Here is a 22,567-nt window from a genome sequence, read left to right as displayed (position 1 = left end):
GGTTTTACAGCGAGTTATCACGCAATATTACTTTTTCAGCAGTGCCTTAATACTTTCTTTAAATTCGGCACCAAACTCAGGATTACGTAATCCATAGGACACAAATGCCTGCGCATAACCCAATTTACGGCCGCAGTTAAAGTTCTTACCTGACATTTGCACAGCATCAACCTGCTGAGTCGCGATCATATCGGCAATCACATCCGTCAACTGAATACGTCCCCACGCGCCAGGGACCGCTTTTTCCAGCAACGACCAGGCATCGGCAGTTAATACATAGCGCCCAACCGCAGAAAGATCAGAGCCGGTTTCAGACGGCGCCTCAGGTTTTTCAACCATAGACGTAATCGCTGCGGCATCGCCTGGGTTCACCAGCGGTTTGTCACAATCGACGACAGAGTACTCAGGCAACACCTCATAAGGACGATGTTTAACTAGCACCTGACTACGCCCGGTTTCTTCAAAGCGGGAGATCAGCAGCGCCAGATTTTCCGTCGTCTGATCGGCCGTGCTTTCATCCAGCACGACATCAGGCAACACCACCACAAACGGATTATTACCAATGATTGGGCGAGCACAGGAGACCGCATGCCCTAACCCCAGCGTTTCTCCCTGACGGACGTTCATGATTGTAACGCCTTTCGGGCAGATGGACTGTACTTCAGCCAGCAGTTGACGCTTTGCACGTTCTTCCAGCAAGGACTCAAGCTCAAACGAGGTATCGAAGTGGTTTTCAATAGCGTTTTTCGACGCATGTGTCACCAGAACAATTTCTTTAATCCCCGCCCTCACACACTCGTTGACGATTTTCTCAATCACCGGGCGGTCAACCAGTGGCAACATTTCCTTAGGAATTGCCTTGGTCACAGGTAACAAATTCATCCCTAAACCTGCTACAGGGATAATAGCTTTCAATGATGTCATGGATTGACTCTCTTCAATCTGATGGTTTTTATTTAAATAGCTGTTTTGATCTGGCAGAACATATTCACTTGGTAGCGTAATGCCATAACGCCACGCATGACACTAAGATTACACCTAATCCGAACCGAAGAGATCTCGCGTATAGACTTTTTCTGCTACATCAGACAATTCTGGTGCCATACGGTTTGAGACGATGACATCCGCAATTTCTTTGAATTCGGAAAAGTCATTGATTACCCGAGATCGGAAAAATTCTGCCTCTTTTAGAACCGGTTCATAAACAACAACCTCAATACCTTTTGCTTTTATTCGTTTCATGATGCCCTGAATAGCGGATGCGCGGAAATTATCCGACCCCGTTTTCATGACCAACCGGTAGATCCCCACGACTTTAGGATTGAGCTCGATAATGGAATCGGCGATAAAATCTTTTCTCGTTCGGTTCGCCTCTACTATTGCGCTAATTAAGTTATTCGGCACAGCATCATAGTTAGCGAGTAACTGCTTTGTATCCTTAGGCAAACAATATCCACCATAGCCAAACGATGGATTATTGTAATGTGTACCAATCCGTGGATCTAAGCCAACACCGTCGATGATCTGCTTACTATCGAGCCCCAAAGTTTGGGCATAAGTATCCAGCTCATTAAAGTAAGCCACGCGCATCGCTAAATATGTGTTAGCAAAGAGTTTAATCGCTTCTGCTTCCGTCGAACCAGTGTACAGTACAGAAACATCCTTTTTGATCGCACCTTGTAGCAATAAATTAGCGAACGTCTTAGCGCGTTCTGATTTTTCACCAATAACCACCCTTGACGGATATAAATTATCATAGAGCGCTTTACCTTCTCGCAGAAACTCAGGAGAAAAAATAATATTTTCTGTATTGAAGCGGGTTTTTGCCTGCTCAGTAAAGCCGACAGGGATCGTCGATTTTATAATCATAACCGCACGCGGATTAATTGCCAAAACATCCTGAATGACCGACTCTACAGAGCTAGTATTAAAATAGTTTTTTTTGGGATCGTAATCAGTCGGTGTAGCGATAATGACAAAATCAGCATCTTGATAAGCAATTTTTTTATCTGTCGTTGCCAGAAAATTAAGCTCTTTAGTTTCTAAGAAATTTTCTATTTCTTTATCAACAATAGGCGATTTTTTGTTACTAAGCAAATTAACTTTACTTTCAATGATATCTAATGCCACCACATTGTTATGCTGAGACAGCAACATTGCATTAGACAGCCCAACATACCCTGTACCTGCTATTGCTATTTTCATATCTTAATTTACCTAGGATAAAATAATTTATCAGCCGACAATAAAAAACTGGAAATCTTTAAAATTAAAGTCATTTAATTTAATCGTGCAACATCCTATGAACCATAAAAATACACTTATTTCTTAATAGAGAAGTAAATATAAAACAAGAGAGTGCCATAATAGTAATGCACGTAAACCTGATTTTTAACAAGACTGTAATTTCAAATTTTTCGCATACTTATTATAATAGAATAGTTGAGTTAACAAACCTGCAACCTCTGCTAAAATCTCTCCCAAAAGTCCTCCCCAGACACCATAATAATAGCCCAGACAACAAATTGCTGACACACCAACTACCGCTGACGCGATGTTTGCAATTGATATTTTTTTCGACGCCCCCATAGCGACTAATGCTAGACCATACCCTCTGGATGTACAAATTGTAGCAACTACGGCACCGGCAAGGAGTGAATATTCCAGACTAATATTAATCGTGTTTGAGTATATGTATGGGCTAATAAAATAACACGCGATAGTAAACCCTATCATACTAAATATACCAACACCAAAATTAATAACAATCGAAAGTTTTATTCTTTTAACTCGTACATCAGCTGGTGCCGTTCCTATCCAACTTTGCAATCGACTAGGAAATCCACTTAAAATAGACAGCGCCATTCTGAATAGACGCTCAATACCTGTAAAAGTAGCCACAGCCGCAGGGTTAACAAATCCGATTAACGTAATGGGTAAAGAGGTATAAAAAGTACTAACCATACGTCCAAAAACCAACTGATAGTGTTCTTTAAACAACAACGTCAATTCATTAAAATCCTTTCGACCTGGTATTAATGGTACTTTTAAAAAGTATGACAATAGTATCATTGATATGAAAAAAGAAAATAATATTGCCAGACTATAAAAAATCAAACCGCCATAAATATTAATAATTAAAATACTAATACCACACAATATCAGCTTCGGTATAACAATAAAATAGAGAATATATTCCGGTTTATTTAAACCGATTAAATACCAATTAGGTAAAAGGGCCCCACACGCAATAGCAATAGCCATTACAATCGCAGAAAGCAAAAAATCGTCAACCAAAAGGAAGCAAACTAATGTGGCAATAAAAACACAAAAAACACTCGAAATTAACCGGGATGATAAAGATTTTCCATACCAAAATTTTCTCTCATTATCATTTAATCCTGCAACTAATTGAGGGCCGATAACCCCCCAACCTAATTCACCTATCACTGCACCTGCGCCACCAATGGACTGGGCAATACCAATCGCAATGATAACCTTGTTTCCATACAAGGCGGTTATTGTCGGGTAAACGATAAAGGGGATAATAGCTGACAATAATGGAAGAACAAAATATAAAAACATTTTCCATATATTTTGTTTAGTAAATAACATTATATTATCTCAATTTTTGATATATTTAGATATAGCGGAAATCACTTCACTCATCGGTCTTCCATAAGATTGCACCAAACTTTCGTCATATTCATAACAACCATTTTTATGTAGATCTTGAATAGCACAAAGCAATTTATCTGCCAATTTATCAGGAGATGCAGCAGCTACATACATTCGAGGGTGTAGCCCTACTCTCGTTCCATTAAGATCATTTGTGACGGCATATGCACCACTTGTTATCGCATCTAGCGGAGGATGAGATGGATGCGGACTATACTGAAGGGAAAAGACAATATCTGTTTCACTAAGTTTGTTAAAATATCCATCCCATGATAACTTACCTAATGATCGTAAAGTAACCTTTTCAGACAGAACTATATCGCTATGTTTTTCACCTGCACTTAAAACCTCTAATTCATAACCAGTTTTATCAATTTTTTTGGCCAGAAGAGTCAGTGCGCCAATACCAATATCAAATAAATTTCGAGATTTACTCGGTCTTCCATAAAATAATACTCGAATTTTTTTTGACGGTTTCCTATTCGCAGATGATTCTTTCAGCATATGCAAGTCAATTTCAGGGAAAAACACCAACTCCTCTGAGCAAGGTATATTCGCTTTCTTTAATGCATTAAAGAGTGGATATGAATTTACTACATGATTAAACCCTGTCAAATATGTCTCTTCCGTCAGAGCAAAAGCTGTTGACCATGGGTGAAATCCAGATTCATAATCCTGAATCAGATAAATAACATTTTGTGGTTTAATGATCCCCAAATGGGCTGCCACAGTTAAAGAATGTGCTGTTGTCCAATAAGTTGCTACCCATATGTCGTCAGTATTTATAGTAAGGTTTACGATATCAATATCACTTACAAACTCAACACTACTATCAGGAAAAATATTATTCTCTATCCATGAACGAGTCGAGTTATCTGGTGATTTCCCAAAAGTAATAATTCTAACGCTTAAGGATAGACTTAGTGATAAACGAGAAGAGAACTCTAACGCTGTTTTAATCCCTGCAAAAATACCATTTGGTGGTAACCCCGGTAGGATTAAGTTTAATTTTTTTTCTACATTTAAATCTACATTAATGCATGACGAGGCTAAACTATATGTAGTTAATCTCGAATAAGCCGCTGCGTGATCGTATTTGGAACTATTATTTACATATAATTCCTTCAACTTTTTTTCCTTTATTTTACCAAGGATTTTTGATTGAATTTCCCTTAACACATTGACCTCGTCTATTTATAAAAAATCACATAAATCAAAAAGCAATACTACTTTGAACATCGTGGATGACTACCTAACAAATATGCCTTCACTATATTATATGCATTACCCCAATTCATTTTAATGGATTCAGAAATAAATTTACGAACAAGTAAATAGTGCAAATGCAAAGTCGGATAGCGTCTGGCAGAAATGGCCACATCTAATGCACGCTCTATATTCCTAAAACTATTTTCTCTTAAACTATCATCTAATCTAGAAAGAGAATGTACTAAAAAAGAGGATGACCTAATTTTTACACGTTCACCTTTATCCAGAATTTTGTAAATACGGCGAAAAAGGCTATAATCAACACCATATAATGCATAATGTTCATCGAAAAGTTTTAAATCATGCCTCTTAAATTTTTCTATCAAGGTTCTATTTATTATTAAACCAGAACCAATAGATAACGCAGATTCAGGATCTAAATCTCTGTCAGTTGTAACAACCATATTCTCACATATAGGATAATAAATTTTTCTATCACCGGATGAAATTATCTTAGGGACTTCTAGATCCACATGGCTATTTTTTATTGCTTTTACAAATGACTCCGATATTTCAGTATCATCATCCAAGAGAATATATCTTTCAGAATCTTTATATTTCAAAAAAAAGTCATTATATATAATACTAAGCGGCATATTATCAAGACAGTTAATTAGTTCCACTTGACTGTTAAAACATTTATTCAATCGCACAGAAAGCTCGCAATCATAGCCTATTTCGTAAGGGCCATTATTTTGAATCACAAGTTTAGTATTACTAAAATGATGATCGGATAACGTAGTCAGGGTCGTGGACTCTTGAAGAGTCTTATTATATATAATTACCAATATGGCATTAGTCCACATGCTTGCCTCTTATAAAATGCACGACTAAAAAAAATAAAAACCATGTAACTAATTTTCATCCCAAAAAATAAAAAATCAATTAAAATCATAAATAAAAATATATTTCAATGCAATTATTAAATATTAACTTGCGTTTTATTTTTATTTCCAACTGAAAACCATGTCCTGTGGGCGTGGTCATCAATAGGTTTTGGCTCTGCTTTATTGTCTTGGATTTAAATATTACAGGTCCGAAAGAGACTTCTTTTTCAGGGTTTTGCTACGCCCTCATTAGGGCGCAATCAAAGCCGGCCTTCTATGAAGGAGGCTTTTTACTTTTCTTATATTCACAGCTAGTTAGGAACAATATAATCTTTCAAAGGGATAACCAAATGGTAGTTATCATCACCGATAAAATTAATTTTTTCGCCATTCATACCTGGAACTAAATTAATGCTAACATTTTCTGTTTTTTTTATTTCAACAAGGATTTTATTCTTATCATTGATTATAAAACTAGTGTTTTTTATACCTTCCAGATAAAACGATACTATGCTATCACGATCAATTACATAGTTATTATTTTTTATTCTATTTACATCGTGACCTTCAATTTTGAATAAACCGTCTTCTAATGAAGTAGAACCTTTTTCAGTATTATATATAGCAATTACTCTTTTGAAGATTTTATTATAAAAAATTTTAAAATTAATTTTCCCACAAGTTTCTTTTTTATTTGATATAATTAACACAGCATACTGACAAGTATCGGCATAAACATGACCTGAAATATTTTGACACCCTGAGCTAATTCGTAACCCCGAACCTTTTATCGCCTCAGTTGTACTTATATCTAAAATAACCGATTCTATATTTTTATGTAAAATACAACCATGCATATAAGGTGATTTTGAGATAACTTTTACCTTCCCATTTTTACAATTGGGTTCAATTTCACATCCGCAATATGCACTATTTTCAGATGTAATATCTAATATAAAATTTTCAGAATTAGATATCTTTAATCCTGATCCTAATTGTAGATCATCTCCCTTTACAGGATGGACTTGTCCTGAGTTATTAAAGCACCCTGATATATATATGTCTTTGCAACCAGATACAAAACATGGGAATACGGCATCCTCACAAACCACATCTTCAATATAGATATCTTTGACATTTTGGATAAATAATCCATGTGAGCTAGTTACTGCTCTTGTATAAAAATTTGAACTTATACGATTATTATTTTTATCAACAAGATAAGTACTTTTTTCGTTCCCACTAATATTTAATCCACCTATAACTTTAAAATTATTCCCTGATATTTTAAGCGTAGCTAAGTTATCATCCTTTTCAAAAAATATTGTAGGCCTACGAATTAATGACGCATTATTACCAATGATAGTTATATTATCTTTCTTAATAATCCACTCAGAGTTTCTATCTTTTATTGCATTATAATAAATTGCATTTTTTTTAAGAAAAATCACACTACCAACATCTAGAAAAAGAAGCATTTTATTAAAGGGATCAGCATCATCGGATAAACCATCTCCGATGCAACCAAACCACTCAGGCTTTATAATAGAATTATTACCAGTTATTCTCTTCCAAATAAAGTTATTGTTTTGACGAATATTTATACCGTTATCATCGGTTAATTTACTATCTTCTATGGCAACAAATACTCCACCACCAATATTCGTATGCTCATAGTAAGAAGATAATCTTATTTTTTCACCTGCGTATTGTGGGGTATATTTCCTTAATTCAGACATTGAACGGAAAATACTTATACTTTCCTTCGAATGAGCAAAAACTAAATTTTTATGACATAACATCAAACATGTAATAGAGTGAATGAAACTTCGTCGTTTCATATACCACCTCCGTTGTCATAAGGTTTTGAATCAATGATTTCTAATTACCTAAAGTGATCAATGCAGACTCTCCAAAGAACATATTTTTCATACCTACTAATACATAAAGCGAGCAAATTATCATTATTATTTTTGATGACAAAAACACCCTTGATAAGAGAATAATATAAAAAAACATTGTTATCTCGAAAAGTCTGAAAGATAGAACTGGTACTTGAATAAACATATAAAAAAATAAAATACCAAGCATAGAAAAAAGATATTCAAAGCTCTTAATATTCTCTTTCAATTTCGGTGATATATATATATATATTAATCCAAGCATCTGAAGTATTGGTTGAGACGAAAATATGTTTGCAGTAGCGTATTGTTCTTTGTATTTCGCCAATTCGATATAAGTTTCAAGCCTGGCATTTTTTATAATTCCAGAAAAGAATAGCATTGGTAAAAATAAAGAAGAAATAATCACTATGACAAACCATCTAGCACCGAATCTTGTATAAAAAAGATAGGGGAGAATGACGGCAAGAGATGTAACATGCATCAAAACTGCCATAAAGAAAGAAATAAAAATAGTTATCTTTGACTTACCGGTATAAATTCCAAAAGCAACAAAAGCCATACTTAATGCAATCCTTATTTGCACATAATCATGTAGGCATAACAAATAAGATGAATATAAGATTAGTAAAACAATAAAGTTGTTTGTACTATTTCTTAATCCTGAGAATTTAAAAACTAGCGTAATGAATGCACATACAAGCAAAAAATAACTATACCCATCATCAAACGAAGAAAAGATCTTCATAAACATGATAAATAATGGATCCACCCCATTCCTTATTATGTCTATATAACTATTGTATTGTGCCAAAAAGAAATAATTTTGATAGGTCGGATTGTCAATCCAATAATTTAAATTTTTATAGCCAACTAAATAAGTCAAAAAAGGAATTATTGCTATATACAGCCAAAAAAAAACCCCTATATTCTTTTTTCTAACAACCAATATGTTTTTTTTCATATGATTAAATATCACTAATAATCTTGAGATGATTTAATATCGCGTTTTTTAATTAGTCGTTGAATAATCACTTTTAATAAGAAATCATTCCTTTCTTGTTTATGAAAAAATGTTTGACACCATAAAAATACGCCTTTAGTTTATTTTTTTTATCACTTTCAAATAAAATCACTCTTAAAAAATCAAGAGCAAATGCAGAAAAATCGTAGAAAACAAATCCTGGATATTTAAAAAAATACGTTTTATAGACAAAAAGTCTATTCCTTGTAATATAATATTTTCTATAAAAAGGATAGTTGGTAGGAGAAAAATTCACTATCGATTTTTTTATTGTTCTATTTCCTAATGCATGATTGATACAGATTTTAGGATCCACGCAAACACGATATCCATTATTTTGAAGCCTTAGACAAAACTCATTATCAATATAATCTATAAAAAAATCTTCATCAAAAAAACCGATCTCATCGAAAACTTTAACTGGATACAATGTGCCAGATGTAATAATGCTTAACACATCTTGAATTTTACTTTCACCTGATAACGTTCTTCTAACAACAAAAGGACCAGAACTAACCGGGAAACGACATTCCCGATTTACATTTATATCCTTATAAATAGGGCCGATAGCTCCTATATTTTTTTCACTTAAATAGGATAGTGTTAAAGATTCAACATATGAATTGGGAACTTCTGTATCTTGATCAAATGTCAAAAGTAAATCATATCCGTCTTCTTTAGCTTTAATGACAGCATAATTTAATGCTTTTCCAATACCCTTGTTTGATTCTTCAGAATGGTATGTTGCATTATCTATTTTTAGTATGTTATTTTTATTTTCCGTGATAACATCAGAATCAATAGAGTTATCATACACAATTAATTTATCTACCTGAGAAGCTATCGATAAGCATCGATTAAAGTAATCACCCTCTGGATTATAAAAAACCACAACGGCTAAAATTTTCATTTTACCTCCAATAAAAATTGAAGTTGTTTAGACCATGTGAGGTTTTTTTTAGCAAAATCAATTTCGTTTTTAGAAAAATCACTAGGGAGAGAGTCTCTCCATTTTATCAACTCGTTAATATCAATATATTTATCGTCTGCCATGACTTGTAATATAAACTCTTCGTTACCAAAAGAATAATCAACGTGACTCTTGATAAAAGGTAAACCTCTTGCAGTATACTCTTTTGACTTTATAGAACTATTAGTATTATTCCCGCTACGATGTCTAGCGACAGCATCAACACAAACATCAGCATTCTCTAATAACATATCTAGATCTTTACCAAATTTTTTACCATGGAATATCACGTTCTCCTCTAGTGAATACTTTGTAACCATGCTTTTAAGTCTATCATATTCAAGCGGTGAATAACCAATAATGTTAAATAATACTTGTATATTCCCTCTGTAGTGATACAAACCCTCAATGAGGCGATCATAGCCATGCCAAGCCTCTAATTTTGCTACACCAACAATAATGAATTCCTCTTCTTTTTTTCTTTTTTTCTCCTTTATCGGTTTTATGGACTTTATATCTATTCCATTAGCAATCCGTCTTGATTTAACCCCCCATATTTCAGCTGTAAAATCTCCCATATAAGTAACTTCATCAATATATTTTTTGAAAAAAAACAAAGATAAATCAAAAATAAAATCAAGAGATTTTTCTTTGTACGATTTAAATTCTTTTTTATAAGGATATGTAGGAACTTCAATAACAATCTTAGTGGCCATTTTTTTCATAAAAGCAAGCAAGTTTGCTAAAAACACCACAAACAAACCACCATGGGGTTTTCGTATATAAGCTAAATCGAATTTTTTATTTTCCTTTTTGATGTAATTTTTTAGATCATAATAGAAAAAATATTTGCATTTATATCTACTCTCTATTTTTTTTAAGGTAAAGCCATCATCATGAACCATGATAGAATCATCCATATAAAAAAAATCGACACTAGCCCCCATACTCCTAAGAGCAGAGACCTGAGAGCTTATTTTTTTCCAAACTCCATCACTCTCATCCGCATTGTTATGAGTCGCAAATAATATTTTTCGAGTCATTTGATATTTTCTTCACTCTTTATTCATAGCGCGAATAAAATCTGCTTTCATAGAAAGCGGCTTTGATTGCGCCCTATAAGGGCATACCAAAACCCTTAAAAAGAAGTCTCTGCCGGTCCTGTAAGATTTAAATCCAAAGATAATAAGCAGAGCCAAAACCTATTGATGACCACGCCCACAGGACGTGGTTTTCAGTTAGCAATAAAAAACCACAGAGATAGAAATACTCTATGCAAAGCCAATCTAACCAAGTTTTGATAATACTAGAGAGATTGCTTTTAACCAGTCTGAGGGGGTAATGCCTATCTGAATGATTTTATTATTATTCAGAGTTGAATATGAAGGACGCTTTGCCGGAGTGGGGTACTGATCAGTACTAATTGCGTTAACAACAGGAGCATTAGCGAGCATACCTTGTTTTTTGACCGAAGAGAAAATAGCATCAGCAAAGTCGCTCCATGCTACCTCATTGTCTCCACAGTAATGATAAATACCAGCCTCAGCCTCTTTTTCAAGCAAATCAATAATCGCCTGAGCAATATCCCCTGCATAAGTTGGGCAGCCGCGCTGGTCAGAAACTATACTCAACTCATCACGATCTTTTGCTAACCGCAGCATAGTCTTGACAAAGTTATTACCATATTCACTAAATACCCATGCCGTGCGGATAATAATCGCATCAGGGAGTACAGTGGAAACGGCAATTTCACCGTCTAATTTAGTCTGCCCATACACACCTAAAGGGTTTGTTTTGTCCGTCTCAACATAAGGAACCGTCGCGGTTCCATCAAAAACATAGTCCGTTGAGACATGAACCAGACGGGCACCAACCTCTTTTGCCGCTCGTGCCAAATTCTCAGGTCCGGTTTTATTCACCAGAGCTGCTAATTCCGGTTCACTTTCCGCTTTATCAACAGCGGTATATGCCGCAGCATTAACAATGGCATCTGGCTGGTATTCTTTTACTGCAGCCAGTACTTTTGCATAATCAGTGATATCAAGCTCGGCAGTGTCAGTAGCCCAGACTTGCCAGCCAGCAGGTAAACGATCCTGGAAACAACGACCGAGCTGGCCGTTTGAACCCGTTAGTAAAACGTTCATTCGCTCAGTTCCTTAAAAAATCTTCCTAACTTATCTTTTTCAGAAAGCAATGGACTGGTTACAGGCCATTCAATTCCAACATCAGGATCGTTCCATAACAAGCAGCCTTCATTTGCCGGATTGTAATAATCCGTACATTTATATTCAAAGTCGGCTACGTCTGATAGCACAACAAAACCATGTGCCAAGCCGGGTGGAATCCAGAACTGTGTTTTGTTTTCTTCTGACAAGATCACCCCTTCCCAGGCACCGTAAGTTGGTGAATCAGGACGAATGTCAACAGCAACATCAAACACTTCTCCACGCACAACCCGCACCAATTTTCCCTGCGGATTCGATCGCTGAAAATGCAGACCTCGCAGAACACCTTTTGAAGATCGAGAATGATTGTCCTGTACAAAATCCAGATTAATATTGAGCATTTCCTGGTAACGCTTCTTTTCAAACGTTTCCAGGAAAAAACCCCTGTCATCGCCAAAAACTTTCGGCTGAATGATCTTTACCCCCTCAATACGGGTATCCTTAACCTGCATGTTATTCCCCCCCAATCAAGCGGGCTAAATATTGCCCATAATTTGTTTTACTTAATGCTTTTGCCTCTTCAGCAACCTGTTCTCTACTCAACCATCCCTTACGAAATGCAATTTCTTCCAGACAAGCAACTTTAAATCCTTGTCTCTTTTCAATAGTATGAACAAACTGAGAGGCTTCCATTAGGCTGTCATGCGTGCCCGTGTCTAACCAAGCAAAACCTCGGCCTAGTTGCTCAACATTGAGTAAACCTTTTTCCAGATACATCTCGTTCAACGTTGTAATTTCAAGTTCTCCACGCGCAGACGGTTTGACTTGTTTAGCCATGTCTACGATCTGATCGTCATAGAAGTAAAGACCGGTTACTGCCCAGTTGGATTTAGGTTTCAGCGGCTTTTCTTCCAGAGAAATTGCTCGATTATTTTCATCAAATTCAACCACGCCAAAACGTTCAGCATCTACGACTTGATAACCGAATACTGTCGCGCCTTCCATTCGTGCCGATGCAGTTTCCAACTTTTTACCGAAGCTTTGACCGAAATAGATATTATCCCCCAGTACCAAAGCACAGCGATCGCCATTAATAAACTCCTCACCGAGGATAAACGCCTGAGCCAATCCATCAGGGCTAGGTTGAACGGTATAACTGAAGTTAACACCAAAACGGCTGCCATCGCCCAAAAGGCGTTTAAACGAAGGCATATCCTCCGGCGTAGAGATAATCAAAATATCTTTGATACCAGCTAGCATCAGAACAGAAATCGGGTAATACACCATGGGTTTATCATAAATCGGCAATAGCTGTTTAGATACACCGCGGGTAATGGGGTGCAAACGTGTTCCAGAGCCACCAGCTAATACAATACCTTTCATATTTTTTATATCTCCAAAATTAATGCTTTATACCTAAGCGTTCACCAGCATAGGAACCATCTTTAACACGACGCCACCATTGCTCATTAGCCAAATACCATTCCACCGTTTTTCGGATACCGCTTTCAAAGGTCTCCTGCGGTTTCCAACCTAATTCGTCGTATATTTTTCCAGCATCTATCGCATAGCGCATATCGTGGCCGGGACGATCGGTAACGTAACTAATTAGCTCTTCATATTTATCAATGCCAATAAGTTTATTTGGCACCATTTCATCCAATAGGCGGCAAATGGTTTGCACCACTTCAATATTTTTTCGCTCGTTATGTCCGCCAATATTGTAGGTCTCACCGATTTCTCCTTCAGTAACCACTTTGTACAACGCACGTGCATGATCTTCTACATACAACCAATCACGAACCTGAGCGCCATTGCCATATACCGGCAGCGATTTGCCTTCCAATGCATTGAGAATAATTAGCGGTATTAATTTCTCTGGAAAATGATACGGGCCATAGTTATTAGAACAATTTGTCACAATAGTCGGTAACCCATAGGTACGCAACCAGGCTCGAACTAAGTGATCGCTAGATGCTTTAGAGGCAGAATATGGACTGCTAGGCGCATAAGGTGTGGTTTCAGTAAAGAGATCATCGGTACCATGAAGATCGCCATATACCTCATCGGTCGAAATATGATGGAAGCGAAATGTTTTTTTAGCATCATCATCCAATGTATTCCAATACTGGCGAGTGGCTTCCAATAACGTATAGGTACCGACGATATTGGTTTCAATAAATGCGGCAGGTCCGTCAATGGACCGATCGACGTGGCTTTCAGCGGCCAGATGCATAATGGCATTTGGCTTAAATGCATCAAGAACACGGTCTAATTCTTTACGATCGCAAATATTTACTTGTTCAAACTTGAAACGCACATTATCAGCAACCGATTTTAATGATTCAAGATTCCCTGCATAGGTAAGGCTATCCACGACCAATACTTCATCATTGGTATGGTTAATAATATGACGAACAACGGCTGACCCTATGAAGCCCGCCCCGCCAGTTACTATGATTTTCATACTACCCTCGTAATATTAATAGCGCGATACTAAATTTTATAGATAGGGTCAATTCCAATAACGCTTATGCATACTAAATGATTTAACTAGCGCAGATGGAATACGTTTATAGTTCTGTCCTAACTTATACCCTGAAATCTTCATAAAGTTATTCAAGAAAGCTAAAGGAACATATAAAATATTTCGCTTCAAGAGAAACTTCAGTTCCGAAAGTATAAATTTTTTACCTTCTCCACCGGCCCCACCAAATCCTTCTCTAATCCAAGGTTCATCAGCGTGGAAAACACCAATATCAAAATAACGCTTGAATTCGTCTAATGGACTATAGTTATGGGAGTGTCTCACTATGGCATCTGAAACATAGGCTACTTTATACCCGGCCAAAACAGATTTTGCCGTAAAGTACATGTCTTCACATAGAATCGTGTTTGAGGGAAAGCCGCCTAATTCTCTAAATATATTGATGCGATAGGCAGAAAAAGAATTAGACATAAAAACAGTTTTCAAGCCCATTTCTGCAGCATCATTAAAACTGAAAACATAATTTTTTTCAGGGTAATTAAAGTATCTAGCATGCTGAGCGATTGGGTTTGCATCACTGTGTGGTAATTGTCTGCCATAAGCGCAGGCTACATCTGGATCGCTAAAAGCAGAGAGAATGCGCTCAATATAATCTGGCTCGGGGATTGCGTCCTGAGTTAAGAATATAACCACATCCGAGTCATCATTAGCATCAACTAATTGGTTACGCGTTCCTCCGTGATTAAAATCACTAGCTTCAATGTTAATAATATTAAAGCCTAAACCATTTGCTACCTGAATAGTTGTATCTTTACTACCAGAGTCTATCACCTGAACATCCAGGTCATCGGGGCCATAGTGCTTTAGGCTTTCAGCTGCATCTTTCCAAACATCACCACCATTATAAGTTGGAACAGCTATAAAATATTTCATACTCTTCACTAATTAATAGATATAAATTTCCGACAGACAGATTAAAAACACAACCCAATCAATACGCTCCATCTCTTTTTAATACAACACTGACAGTTTTAAAAAGGATGGCGATATCATTCCACAATGACCAATTTTTAACATACCATGAGTCAAAATAAACTCTGGTATCATAATCGACATCATTTCGACCGCTAACTTGCCATAGTCCCGTCATACCCGGTTTAGCCATCAAATAATAATCGACATCTCCGGCATATTTATCCAACTCATCTTCGATAATTGGTCTTGGGCCAACCAAACTCATTTCACCTTTAAGGACATTAAAAAGCTGTGGTAACTCATCCAGACTGGTTTTTCTTATAAATTGGCCAACTTTTGTTATTCTAGGGTCATTTTTAAGTTTAAAATCTTTTTCCCATTCAGCTCTTGCCTCTGGACTATTTTCCAACAACTCATTGAGCACCTCTTGGGAATTTATCACCATGGAACGGAACTTAAGGCACTTAAACTTTTTCCCATTTCGCCCCACACGCTCATGTCCGTAAATTGCACTCCCTCCATCTTTTGAGACTAAATAAAGGAGAGATATCAGAATCGGGGAAAGTATAGTAACAATCGCTAAAGCTCCAAAAATATCAAAAGTGCGTTTAATAAACCGTGAGGTTCTTTTTGCTAAACTATTACTGACACGCAGGATCATGACTTCATGGCTAAATATAAAGGACATGTCAGTTCCATATAAGGGAACGCCACGTAATGTAGGAATAACTGAGATAGACCGGCAATTATGCTTAGCAAGATTTTTCAACCAATAATCTCTCAAAGCATGTTCCTCAAACTCTAAAGCGACGATAAACTGCGTATCGTTAGGGCAACCTTGTAACCACAGCTCCTCCTCGCTACTAATAACTGGCACACCGGAAATATATCTGGCATTATCAACATCAGTAGTAGAGTAGAAAGCGCCGATAGAAAAACCTAAAACCTCTTCACTCTGAAGAGCGGCATATGCATCTCTGGCATTTTTCCCTGCACCAATGATGATTGTATGTTTCTTCCAAAGATTAATCTTATCTAAAATTCTTTTTGCTATTACACGTCCAACTGGTACCAAAGTAATTGCCAGCAACCAAGTAATACACCAGACATAGCGAGAAAATTGCCATTTCGAAAATGCAACTAAAGCCAAGTCAAAAATTGCAAAAATGACTAATGTTCTGATGATTTCTTTTAGTTCAAACCAGAAAGGTTTTCTGTATGTATAGTGACGCAATCTTATCCAAAACCAGCCAACACATAAGAGTGATAACGTTATATGTGATAAAAATCTTGCAGGCAATTCAGATGCAGGGATAAATGAATAAACATCATATCCAAGTAAATAAATCATGCATAGTGTAAATAACAATGCCAAATTAAAAAACAAGAAGTCAGACAACGCTAAAAACAATTTTACAAAATTGTTTTTTCTAAAAACAGTTCGTAAATTCATTAAATTAACACCCCAAATGGATTTATAAAAACCACAAACAGCCACGCAATTAATATAGACGTTTGTATTTTTATTAAAAAAGAATAAGTGACATAGAGAAGTCAGGAAATTATATTTATAGTATGATAAAAAGAATTTTCATGAGAAGAATATTAATAGAGACAATATGATGACTATATTTTCAAGACTCAGAGGTAAGTTTAGAAATTATATATTCCGGTTTGCCATTCACAATAGCAAACCGGAATTGAGAGTATTATTTTGACTTATATTCGTAGGTATAATAGTCGTAATTACCATACCCATAATAACTTGCTGCTCTCTTCATTACAGCATTCAAAATAACCCCTTTAATTTCTGTACCATTCTGCTCAAACCGACGAATAGCGACTTCAATCTCTTTCAGAGTATTCATTTCAAAACGCGCCACTAACAAAGATGTACCTGCATGGCGGCTGATAATTGCGGCATCAGTCACAGCCAGAATCGGCGGCGTATCCAACAGCACAAGATCGTAGTGTTCGCCTGCCCATTTAATAAATTCGACAAAACGATTGTGCATCAAGAGTTCAGAGGGATTCGGCGGAACCTGTCCACGAGGGATGAAGTCCATATTTTCCACAGCGGTTTTGCGTACGCTTTTTTCTACACCACACTGACCAGATAGAATATCTGACAAGCCATCCGTCCCATGAGTCCCCATCAGTTCATGCGCGTACCCTTTGCGCATATCACAGTCAACAATCAGCACCCGCTGCCCAGATTGGGCGATAACCGCACCGAGGTTAGCACTAACGAACGTTTTACCTATTGCTGGGCTAGCGCCGGATATCATCAACACATTATTTTTGGCTTCCATCATGGCAAAATGCAGGCTGGTGCGCAGGCTTCTGATGGCCTCAATTGCCAGATCGGTAGGGTTGCCAACCGCCAGTAGATCCGTTGCACGAGTATTAACTTTTTTATTCTTCTTACCTAGCAAAGCCCTATCTTTTTTCTGTTGCCATTCCGAAAGTGGTACGCTGGCATAGACGTTAATTCCTAATTCTTCCAATTGTTCCGGGCTTTCGATGCCTTTATGTAACAGCGTTTTTAGTATGACAAAAGCCGTTGATACCACTCCGCCCAGGAACATTGCGATTAATACAATCAGCATTTTTTTCGGCTTCACCGGCTTAGGTTGAATCACCGCATTGTCGATAATACGTACGTTACCCACAGTGCTGGCTTTATTAATGCTAAGTTCCTGCTGTTTATTAAGCAACTGCATATACACTTCCTGCCCTGCCTGGACATCACGTGTTAAGCGCAAAATCTCCTGCTGGGTTTTAGGCATCGCCCCTACACGTTTATTAAGCTTATCCCTTTCCTGCTCCAGCGTTTTACGCTTTTCAAGTAGGGCACGGTAGGCAGGGTGTTCACGGGTATACAGTTTAGATATTTCAGCTTCTTTAAACGTCAACTCATTCAACTGCGCTTCAACCGCTACCGTAGTATCAAGTACAGCTTTAGCTTCCAATGAAAGATCGACCGATTCATTCTGTTGGCGAAACTGATTAAGCTTATTTTCCGCCTCATTAAGTGAAGTACGCACATTCGGCAATTGTTCTTTCAGAAATTCCAGGCTTTTCCCTGCTTCCTCAGATTTACGTTCTACATTTTGCTGAAGATAGTTCTGGCTAATGCTACTCAGAGTTTTATTTGTCAAGACAGAATCTTCCCCCTCAAGACTTAACTCAAGAACTCCCGTATCTTTGCCTTTGTCCGCGACGACTAACTTATCCAATACGTTGTTAACAGCTGTCAGTTGATTGAGTTTCTTAATGTTGAAAATAGTGCCAGGTTTGGCCGCAATATCACTAATCAGCAACGTAATACTATTATGCGTCTCAAGTTGTCCGACTGAGCCCGTAAAAGTCAACGAATCCCCAGCCTCAACGGAATATTGTTTGCCGTCAAGAACCGTCAGAGTGAATACTTGATCCTGCCAACTTTCCGGTACATCCAAGCGAGAAACCGCTATTTTTGCGGGTTCTTCGCCTGCTAATCTAGCCAAACCTTTACCGATGATCGGAAAATATTGTTGTTGGACATCAATATCCAATGCCAGGTCATTGACAGTTTTTCCGATTACCATACGAGATTTAATGAGTTCTATCTCAGCATCGGATTTCGGTTTAGAGTCCGGCAACATACTAGAAATATCATTTAATAGTGAATTCCCCTGACTCTGCTCAACCTGGATGAGCGCATCAGTTTTGTATACTGGTGTTGCAAGCACAGCATAGAAAATACCGATAATAGTGAATAATGCTGTTACTGCAATTATCAACCAGCGGTTATCCAGTAATGTCCCTAATAAACGCCCTAAATCGATCTCATCTGAATGGGTTTCAGATACTTTTCCTGAAGTTTTCTCTGTCATCGGATTCTCTGATGATTAACGATTCAACGCCTGCGCCCATTTTTGCGCAGACAGCTCAAGTTGTGAGTAAACTAATTCAAACGCTTCGCGGCTTTTACGATATGGATCGGCAATTTCCTGCTGATTCAGCCAATGGCCAAATAACATCGTTTTACCCCGGACCTCTGGCGCGATGCGGCTCACCCCATCAATATGCCCTTTCTCCATAACCAGAATCAGATCGTATTGCCGACACAGGGCAGAAGTCAGTTGCTGCGCTTCATGCCCTTCAAGCGAAAGATTATGTTCAGTTGCCACCTCGATAGCCATTACATCCGCAGGTTTTCCCACTAATGCACCTAATCCAGCCGAAGAAATTCTCTTTGTCGGCAACGCTTGCTTTAACAACCGCTCTCCTGTTGGGGAGCGGCAGATATTGCCCACACAAACCACTAATATGGAATTAAACATACTTGTTTCTACGGCCAGTTACGAATACGTAACGTCCCCTCTGTTAATTCATTAAATCCAGAAATTGTCGGAACAATCTGACTGATTACGCGATTCCAACGTACCATTGGTGCTGTAGTTACATAAACAATATCGTAAGGTTGAAGTTGGAATTCTGTCCCCATCACCATCGCGGTCGCATCTGACATATTCAACTGGTAAATATTTGCCAGCTTAGGCCCTTCAGTACCACGCAGAGAACGAATGACAAACACTCCGGTTGCATCAGATGCAGCCTGATCAATGCCTTCAGCATTGCCCAATGCTTCGGTCAGCGTCATGCCGCTGCGGTCCATCTTAAGTGTGCTTTGCTTTTTCACTTCCCCCATAACAAAAACCTTGAGGTCATCATTACGCGGAATATAAAGAATATCACCGGGATAGAGGAGATAGTTTTGTGAAAGGTCACCGTTTTGCATCAATGCCTGAAGCGAAAGACGTTTTTCTTTTCCATCATGAGTCAATACAATATTGCGCCAGTCAGCATTTTCCGTCAGCCCGCCCGCTTTATTAATCGCATCCAATACGGTAAGGGGGACGTTGGTAATTGGCTGTTGCCCTGACGTTGCCACTTCACCCGTAATGTAGGCTTTCTGTGAGCGGAAGGCGGCAATACTGACATCAACTTGTGGAGACTCTATGTATTGCGCTAAGCGGCTAGTTATCTGATCGCGAACCTCAGTGACCGTTTTACCCGCTACGCTAACTTTACCGATGTAAGGATAAAAAATCGTGCCATCGGAATGTACCCAGTTGCCAGTATCTGCTGCGGTACGATATGTTCCCGCTGGAGTTGTCAATTCAGGGTGATCCCATACCGTCACCATGATGACATCGCCAATACCGATGCGATATTCATAACCCTGTAATTCTTTTTCAAGCACAGAATTTTGCTGCGCAATCAATGGCTTAGAGCGCATCTTCTCCACTAAATAAGGCGTCAACGGGTAAACATTAACCAGCTTATTGATATTGAAATCCGCATCTTGCTGCTCGACTACATTTTTACCGCTAGTAGAAAGGTGAGAACCGGGAATCAAGGTACAACCGCTAAGTAGCGCTACCGACACCATCAAGGGCATCAATTTTAGTTTGTGCTTTATCATCCTATCTATGCCATCGCTCTTAATAGAAAATTGTGCAGATCCCTACAAAATAGTCAGTGATTATAGAGAAAAACTATTCAGATGAACTCAAGATCTAACGTATAAAATAAGGGTAAATCTCTCTTTAGCAACTTTTCGATCCTGCTATTGCCTATCTACAGTGAGAGGGCGACGAAACCATGCTAGTACTCGAGCCATCGAGGTTATTACCGTCACATAGCCAGAGAAAATCAGCAAAAAGACGCTTAACATAATAGACTCACTTATGTTGTTACGCTCGCAAATGATGCCAGCTGTTGCAAATAAAGTAGCGATAGCCACAATCACTGCCAACGTCTGGTTCTGCGTAAATCCCGAACGAAGCAATACGTGATGCAAATGTTCTCGATCGGCTTTGAAAGGATTTCCGCCTCTGGCAAGACGCCGCATCATTACGGCAACCATATCCATGAGGGGAACAGCAATCAGCCATAGTGCAGTAACGGGTTGGATTACGCGCCCTTCCCCTTGAGTCGCCAAGAGCAGTAGCCATATAACAGAGAATCCGATCAGCGTACTCCCCGCATCTCCCATAAAGACTTTGAATTTTTTCCCGAAAAACATACCCGAGTTTAAGAGGGTATACGGCAATGTTGCCGCCAGAAAACACAGACTCCAGCGAGCAAGTTCGTTACTCCCTCCGAGATAAAAAACGATAACCAAAGCGCTAAGCGTAACAAATGAAAGTCCACTAAGTAAGCCGTCCATCCCATCAACCATATTGAAGGCATTGATAGAACCCCAGACCGCAAAAAGTGTGACCACATAACTGAACGAACCCAAAAAAAGTTCATCGCTAGAGAAAATATTTCCTAAAGAGGAAATAGACAACCCCGCGAACATCATCACGATAGCAACACACGTTTGTAATACGATTCGTGGTAAAACAGGCAGGTCAAAACGGTCGTCAATAATGCCCACAACTAGCAGAACCGTTGAACACGCCATATATAGGAAAAAATGCGGCAGCAAATCAGTCTGGAGTAGATAAAGTATCCACAGCGCCAAGTAAATCGACACGCCGCCAACCAATGGAATATGGCCCTGATGTTTTTTACGGACATCAGGTTTGTCCACCAATCCGATTTTAAACGCCGCCTTTCTAGCCAAAAAAAGCGAGGCAAAAGCACTAATAAATATTAGAGTGGACTCTTGCATACCTGTACCATCGTAGCCCATATTGAGTTTTTGCTTTAGACACGCTACCGCCCTTGGCTTGTAGCTACCAATGCACTATCAAAGTACGGCCCCTGTCCTGTGGTTTAAATTGTAAAGCGTTAAGTTGCGTATTTATTGTGATTTTTATTATACAAGCAGAGTACACCGTCAGCCGGATCCCCTTATGACAACTGATACATTAGGCAAACCACATCATCGATATGGGGGATCTGACTTAGCCCAAAGAACTAACATAGTATTGACCACTCAAGTGGGAGCACAAGAACAAGATGTTTAGGGCGGGGTTTTTAGGAATAAGACTATGAACATCCATTGTGGCAAAACCTCCATAAGTATAAAAAACCGACTAAAAGAATAAAATCAGCCTGTTTCAGTCATCAAAACGGCTACTCGGGATGTAAAACCACATAATTATGTGGAGATTAGCAGCGGCGCGTTATTCTATGCTCGGATACATAACGTGATCAAATATTACGACCTGTATCCCCGTGATACAGCATAAAATTTTGTTTAAAGGGAATAATGGGATTTTTTTAACATTAGCCAACCTTAATCTGACATGCTGCATATAAAAAACGT

The 22,567-nt window shown here is 38.1% G+C and carries 19 protein-coding genes; all 19 read right to left on the bottom strand.

The window, feature by feature from the left end:
- Positions 1-27 precede the first annotated feature (27 nt).
- Complete coding sequence (locus HP572_RS04365) at positions 28-924, bottom strand: sugar phosphate nucleotidyltransferase (RefSeq protein ID WP_095698941.1); 897 nt, start codon at positions 922-924, stop codon at positions 28-30.
- Positions 925-1,038: 114 nt separating this feature from the next.
- Complete coding sequence (locus tag HP572_RS04360; protein WP_240584858.1) at positions 1,039-2,205, bottom strand: nucleotide sugar dehydrogenase; 1,167 nt, start codon at positions 2,203-2,205, stop codon at positions 1,039-1,041.
- 186 nt (positions 2,206-2,391) lie between these two features.
- The gene (locus tag HP572_RS04355; protein ID WP_240584857.1) at positions 2,392-3,615 is read right to left on the bottom strand and encodes a hypothetical protein; all 1,224 of its coding nucleotides are present in this window, start codon (positions 3,613-3,615) and stop codon (positions 2,392-2,394) included.
- Positions 3,616-3,624: 9 nt separating this feature from the next.
- A complete protein-coding gene (locus HP572_RS04350; protein WP_240584856.1) occupies positions 3,625-4,857 on the bottom strand; it encodes a hypothetical protein in 1,233 nt (410 codons plus the stop codon).
- Positions 4,858-4,904: 47 nt separating this feature from the next.
- On the bottom strand, positions 4,905-5,753 hold the full coding sequence (locus tag HP572_RS04345; protein ID WP_240584855.1) for a glycosyl transferase: 849 nt from the start codon (positions 5,751-5,753) through the stop codon (positions 4,905-4,907).
- Between the two features lie 332 nt (positions 5,754-6,085).
- The gene (locus HP572_RS04340) at positions 6,086-7,615 is read right to left on the bottom strand and encodes a hypothetical protein (protein WP_240584854.1); all 1,530 of its coding nucleotides are present in this window, start codon (positions 7,613-7,615) and stop codon (positions 6,086-6,088) included.
- A gap of 40 nt (positions 7,616-7,655) precedes the next feature.
- Entirely contained in the window at positions 7,656-8,639 is a 984-nt protein-coding gene (locus tag HP572_RS04335; RefSeq protein ID WP_240584853.1) for an EpsG family protein, read from the bottom strand.
- A 73-nt stretch (positions 8,640-8,712) separates the two neighbouring features.
- The gene (locus HP572_RS04330; RefSeq protein WP_240584852.1) at positions 8,713-9,609 is read right to left on the bottom strand and encodes a glycosyltransferase family 2 protein; all 897 of its coding nucleotides are present in this window, start codon (positions 9,607-9,609) and stop codon (positions 8,713-8,715) included.
- The gene (locus HP572_RS04325) at positions 9,606-10,712 is read right to left on the bottom strand and encodes a glycosyltransferase (protein WP_226295452.1); all 1,107 of its coding nucleotides are present in this window, start codon (positions 10,710-10,712) and stop codon (positions 9,606-9,608) included. Before HP572_RS04325 ends, HP572_RS04330 begins: the two co-directional genes overlap by 4 nt.
- Before the next feature lie 243 nt (positions 10,713-10,955).
- On the bottom strand, positions 10,956-11,813 hold the full coding sequence (gene rfbD / locus HP572_RS04320) for a dTDP-4-dehydrorhamnose reductase (RefSeq protein WP_240584851.1): 858 nt from the start codon (positions 11,811-11,813) through the stop codon (positions 10,956-10,958).
- Positions 11,810-12,346, bottom strand: coding sequence for a dTDP-4-dehydrorhamnose 3,5-epimerase (gene rfbC / locus HP572_RS04315; RefSeq protein WP_240584850.1), 537 nt, complete (start codon positions 12,344-12,346; stop codon positions 11,810-11,812). The genes rfbD and rfbC overlap by 4 nt, the downstream gene beginning before the upstream one ends.
- Before the next feature lies 1 nt (position 12,347).
- On the bottom strand, positions 12,348-13,217 hold the full coding sequence (gene rfbA, locus HP572_RS04310; RefSeq protein WP_039482615.1) for a glucose-1-phosphate thymidylyltransferase RfbA: 870 nt from the start codon (positions 13,215-13,217) through the stop codon (positions 12,348-12,350).
- 19 nt (positions 13,218-13,236) lie between these two features.
- Complete coding sequence (rfbB, locus tag HP572_RS04305) at positions 13,237-14,301, bottom strand: dTDP-glucose 4,6-dehydratase (protein ID WP_039482619.1); 1,065 nt, start codon at positions 14,299-14,301, stop codon at positions 13,237-13,239.
- A gap of 48 nt (positions 14,302-14,349) precedes the next feature.
- Entirely contained in the window at positions 14,350-15,255 is a 906-nt protein-coding gene (locus HP572_RS04300) for a glycosyltransferase family 2 protein (RefSeq protein ID WP_240584849.1), read from the bottom strand.
- 58 nt (positions 15,256-15,313) lie between these two features.
- Positions 15,314-16,750 (bottom strand): undecaprenyl-phosphate galactose phosphotransferase WbaP, encoded by a 1,437-nt coding sequence (wbaP, locus tag HP572_RS04295; protein WP_240584848.1) that lies wholly within the window; start codon positions 16,748-16,750, stop codon positions 15,314-15,316.
- A 256-nt stretch (positions 16,751-17,006) separates the two neighbouring features.
- Positions 17,007-19,175: a tyrosine-protein kinase Wzc gene (gene wzc, locus HP572_RS04290; RefSeq protein WP_240584847.1), complete on the bottom strand. Its 2,169-nt coding sequence runs from the start codon at positions 19,173-19,175 to the stop codon at positions 17,007-17,009.
- A gap of 15 nt (positions 19,176-19,190) precedes the next feature.
- On the bottom strand, positions 19,191-19,625 hold the full coding sequence (locus HP572_RS04285; protein WP_240584846.1) for a protein tyrosine phosphatase: 435 nt from the start codon (positions 19,623-19,625) through the stop codon (positions 19,191-19,193).
- An 8-nt stretch (positions 19,626-19,633) separates the two neighbouring features.
- Positions 19,634-20,770: a polysaccharide export protein gene (locus tag HP572_RS04280; protein ID WP_240584845.1), complete on the bottom strand. Its 1,137-nt coding sequence runs from the start codon at positions 20,768-20,770 to the stop codon at positions 19,634-19,636.
- A gap of 144 nt (positions 20,771-20,914) precedes the next feature.
- The gene (gene wecA / locus HP572_RS04275; RefSeq protein WP_240584844.1) at positions 20,915-21,967 is read right to left on the bottom strand and encodes a UDP-N-acetylglucosamine--undecaprenyl-phosphate N-acetylglucosaminephosphotransferase; all 1,053 of its coding nucleotides are present in this window, start codon (positions 21,965-21,967) and stop codon (positions 20,915-20,917) included.
- Between the last annotated feature and the right edge of the window lie 600 nt (positions 21,968-22,567).

Origin of the sequence: Pectobacterium sp. PL64 (genome assembly GCF_022477975.1) — a bacterium.
Classification (GTDB): Bacteria; Pseudomonadota; Gammaproteobacteria; order Enterobacterales; family Enterobacteriaceae; genus Pectobacterium; species Pectobacterium jejuense.
The sequence above is the reverse complement of the archived record's forward strand: the minus strand, read 5'-3'. Positions and strand labels throughout refer to the sequence as shown.

Bases quoted from the DNA above. Each gene is read 5' to 3' on its own strand.
- HP572_RS04365 (WP_095698941.1), bottom strand. From the start codon at position 924: ATGACATCATTGAAAGCTATTATCCCTGTAGCAGGTTTAGGGATGAAT.
- HP572_RS04360 (WP_240584858.1), bottom strand. From the start codon at position 2,205: ATGAAAATAGCAATAGCAGGTACAGGGTATGTTGGGCTGTCTAATGCA.
- HP572_RS04355 (WP_240584857.1), bottom strand. From the start codon at position 3,615: ATGTTATTTACTAAACAAAATATATGGAAAATGTTTTTATATTTTGTT.
- HP572_RS04345 (WP_240584855.1), bottom strand. From the start codon at position 5,753: ATGTGGACTAATGCCATATTGGTAATTATATATAATAAGACTCTTCAA.
- HP572_RS04340 (WP_240584854.1), bottom strand. From the start codon at position 7,615: ATGAAACGACGAAGTTTCATTCACTCTATTACATGTTTGATGTTATGT.
- HP572_RS04335 (WP_240584853.1), bottom strand. From the start codon at position 8,639: ATGAAAAAAAACATATTGGTTGTTAGAAAAAAGAATATAGGGGTTTTT.
- HP572_RS04330 (WP_240584852.1), bottom strand. From the start codon at position 9,609: ATGAAAATTTTAGCCGTTGTGGTTTTTTATAATCCAGAGGGTGATTAC.
- HP572_RS04325 (WP_226295452.1), bottom strand. From the start codon at position 10,712: ATGACTCGAAAAATATTATTTGCGACTCATAACAATGCGGATGAGAGT.
- rfbD (WP_240584851.1), bottom strand. From the start codon at position 11,813: ATGAACGTTTTACTAACGGGTTCAAACGGCCAGCTCGGTCGTTGTTTC.
- rfbC (WP_240584850.1), bottom strand. From the start codon at position 12,346: ATGCAGGTTAAGGATACCCGTATTGAGGGGGTAAAGATCATTCAGCCG.
- rfbA (WP_039482615.1), bottom strand. From the start codon at position 13,217: ATGAAAGGTATTGTATTAGCTGGTGGCTCTGGAACACGTTTGCACCCC.
- rfbB (WP_039482619.1), bottom strand. From the start codon at position 14,301: ATGAAAATCATAGTAACTGGCGGGGCGGGCTTCATAGGGTCAGCCGTT.
- HP572_RS04300 (WP_240584849.1), bottom strand. From the start codon at position 15,255: ATGAAATATTTTATAGCTGTTCCAACTTATAATGGTGGTGATGTTTGG.
- wbaP (WP_240584848.1), bottom strand. From the start codon at position 16,750: ATGAATTTACGAACTGTTTTTAGAAAAAACAATTTTGTAAAATTGTTT.
- wzc (WP_240584847.1), bottom strand. From the start codon at position 19,175: ATGACAGAGAAAACTTCAGGAAAAGTATCTGAAACCCATTCAGATGAG.
- HP572_RS04285 (WP_240584846.1), bottom strand. From the start codon at position 19,625: ATGTTTAATTCCATATTAGTGGTTTGTGTGGGCAATATCTGCCGCTCC.
- HP572_RS04280 (WP_240584845.1), bottom strand. From the start codon at position 20,770: ATGATAAAGCACAAACTAAAATTGATGCCCTTGATGGTGTCGGTAGCG.
- wecA (WP_240584844.1), bottom strand. From the start codon at position 21,967: ATGCAAGAGTCCACTCTAATATTTATTAGTGCTTTTGCCTCGCTTTTT.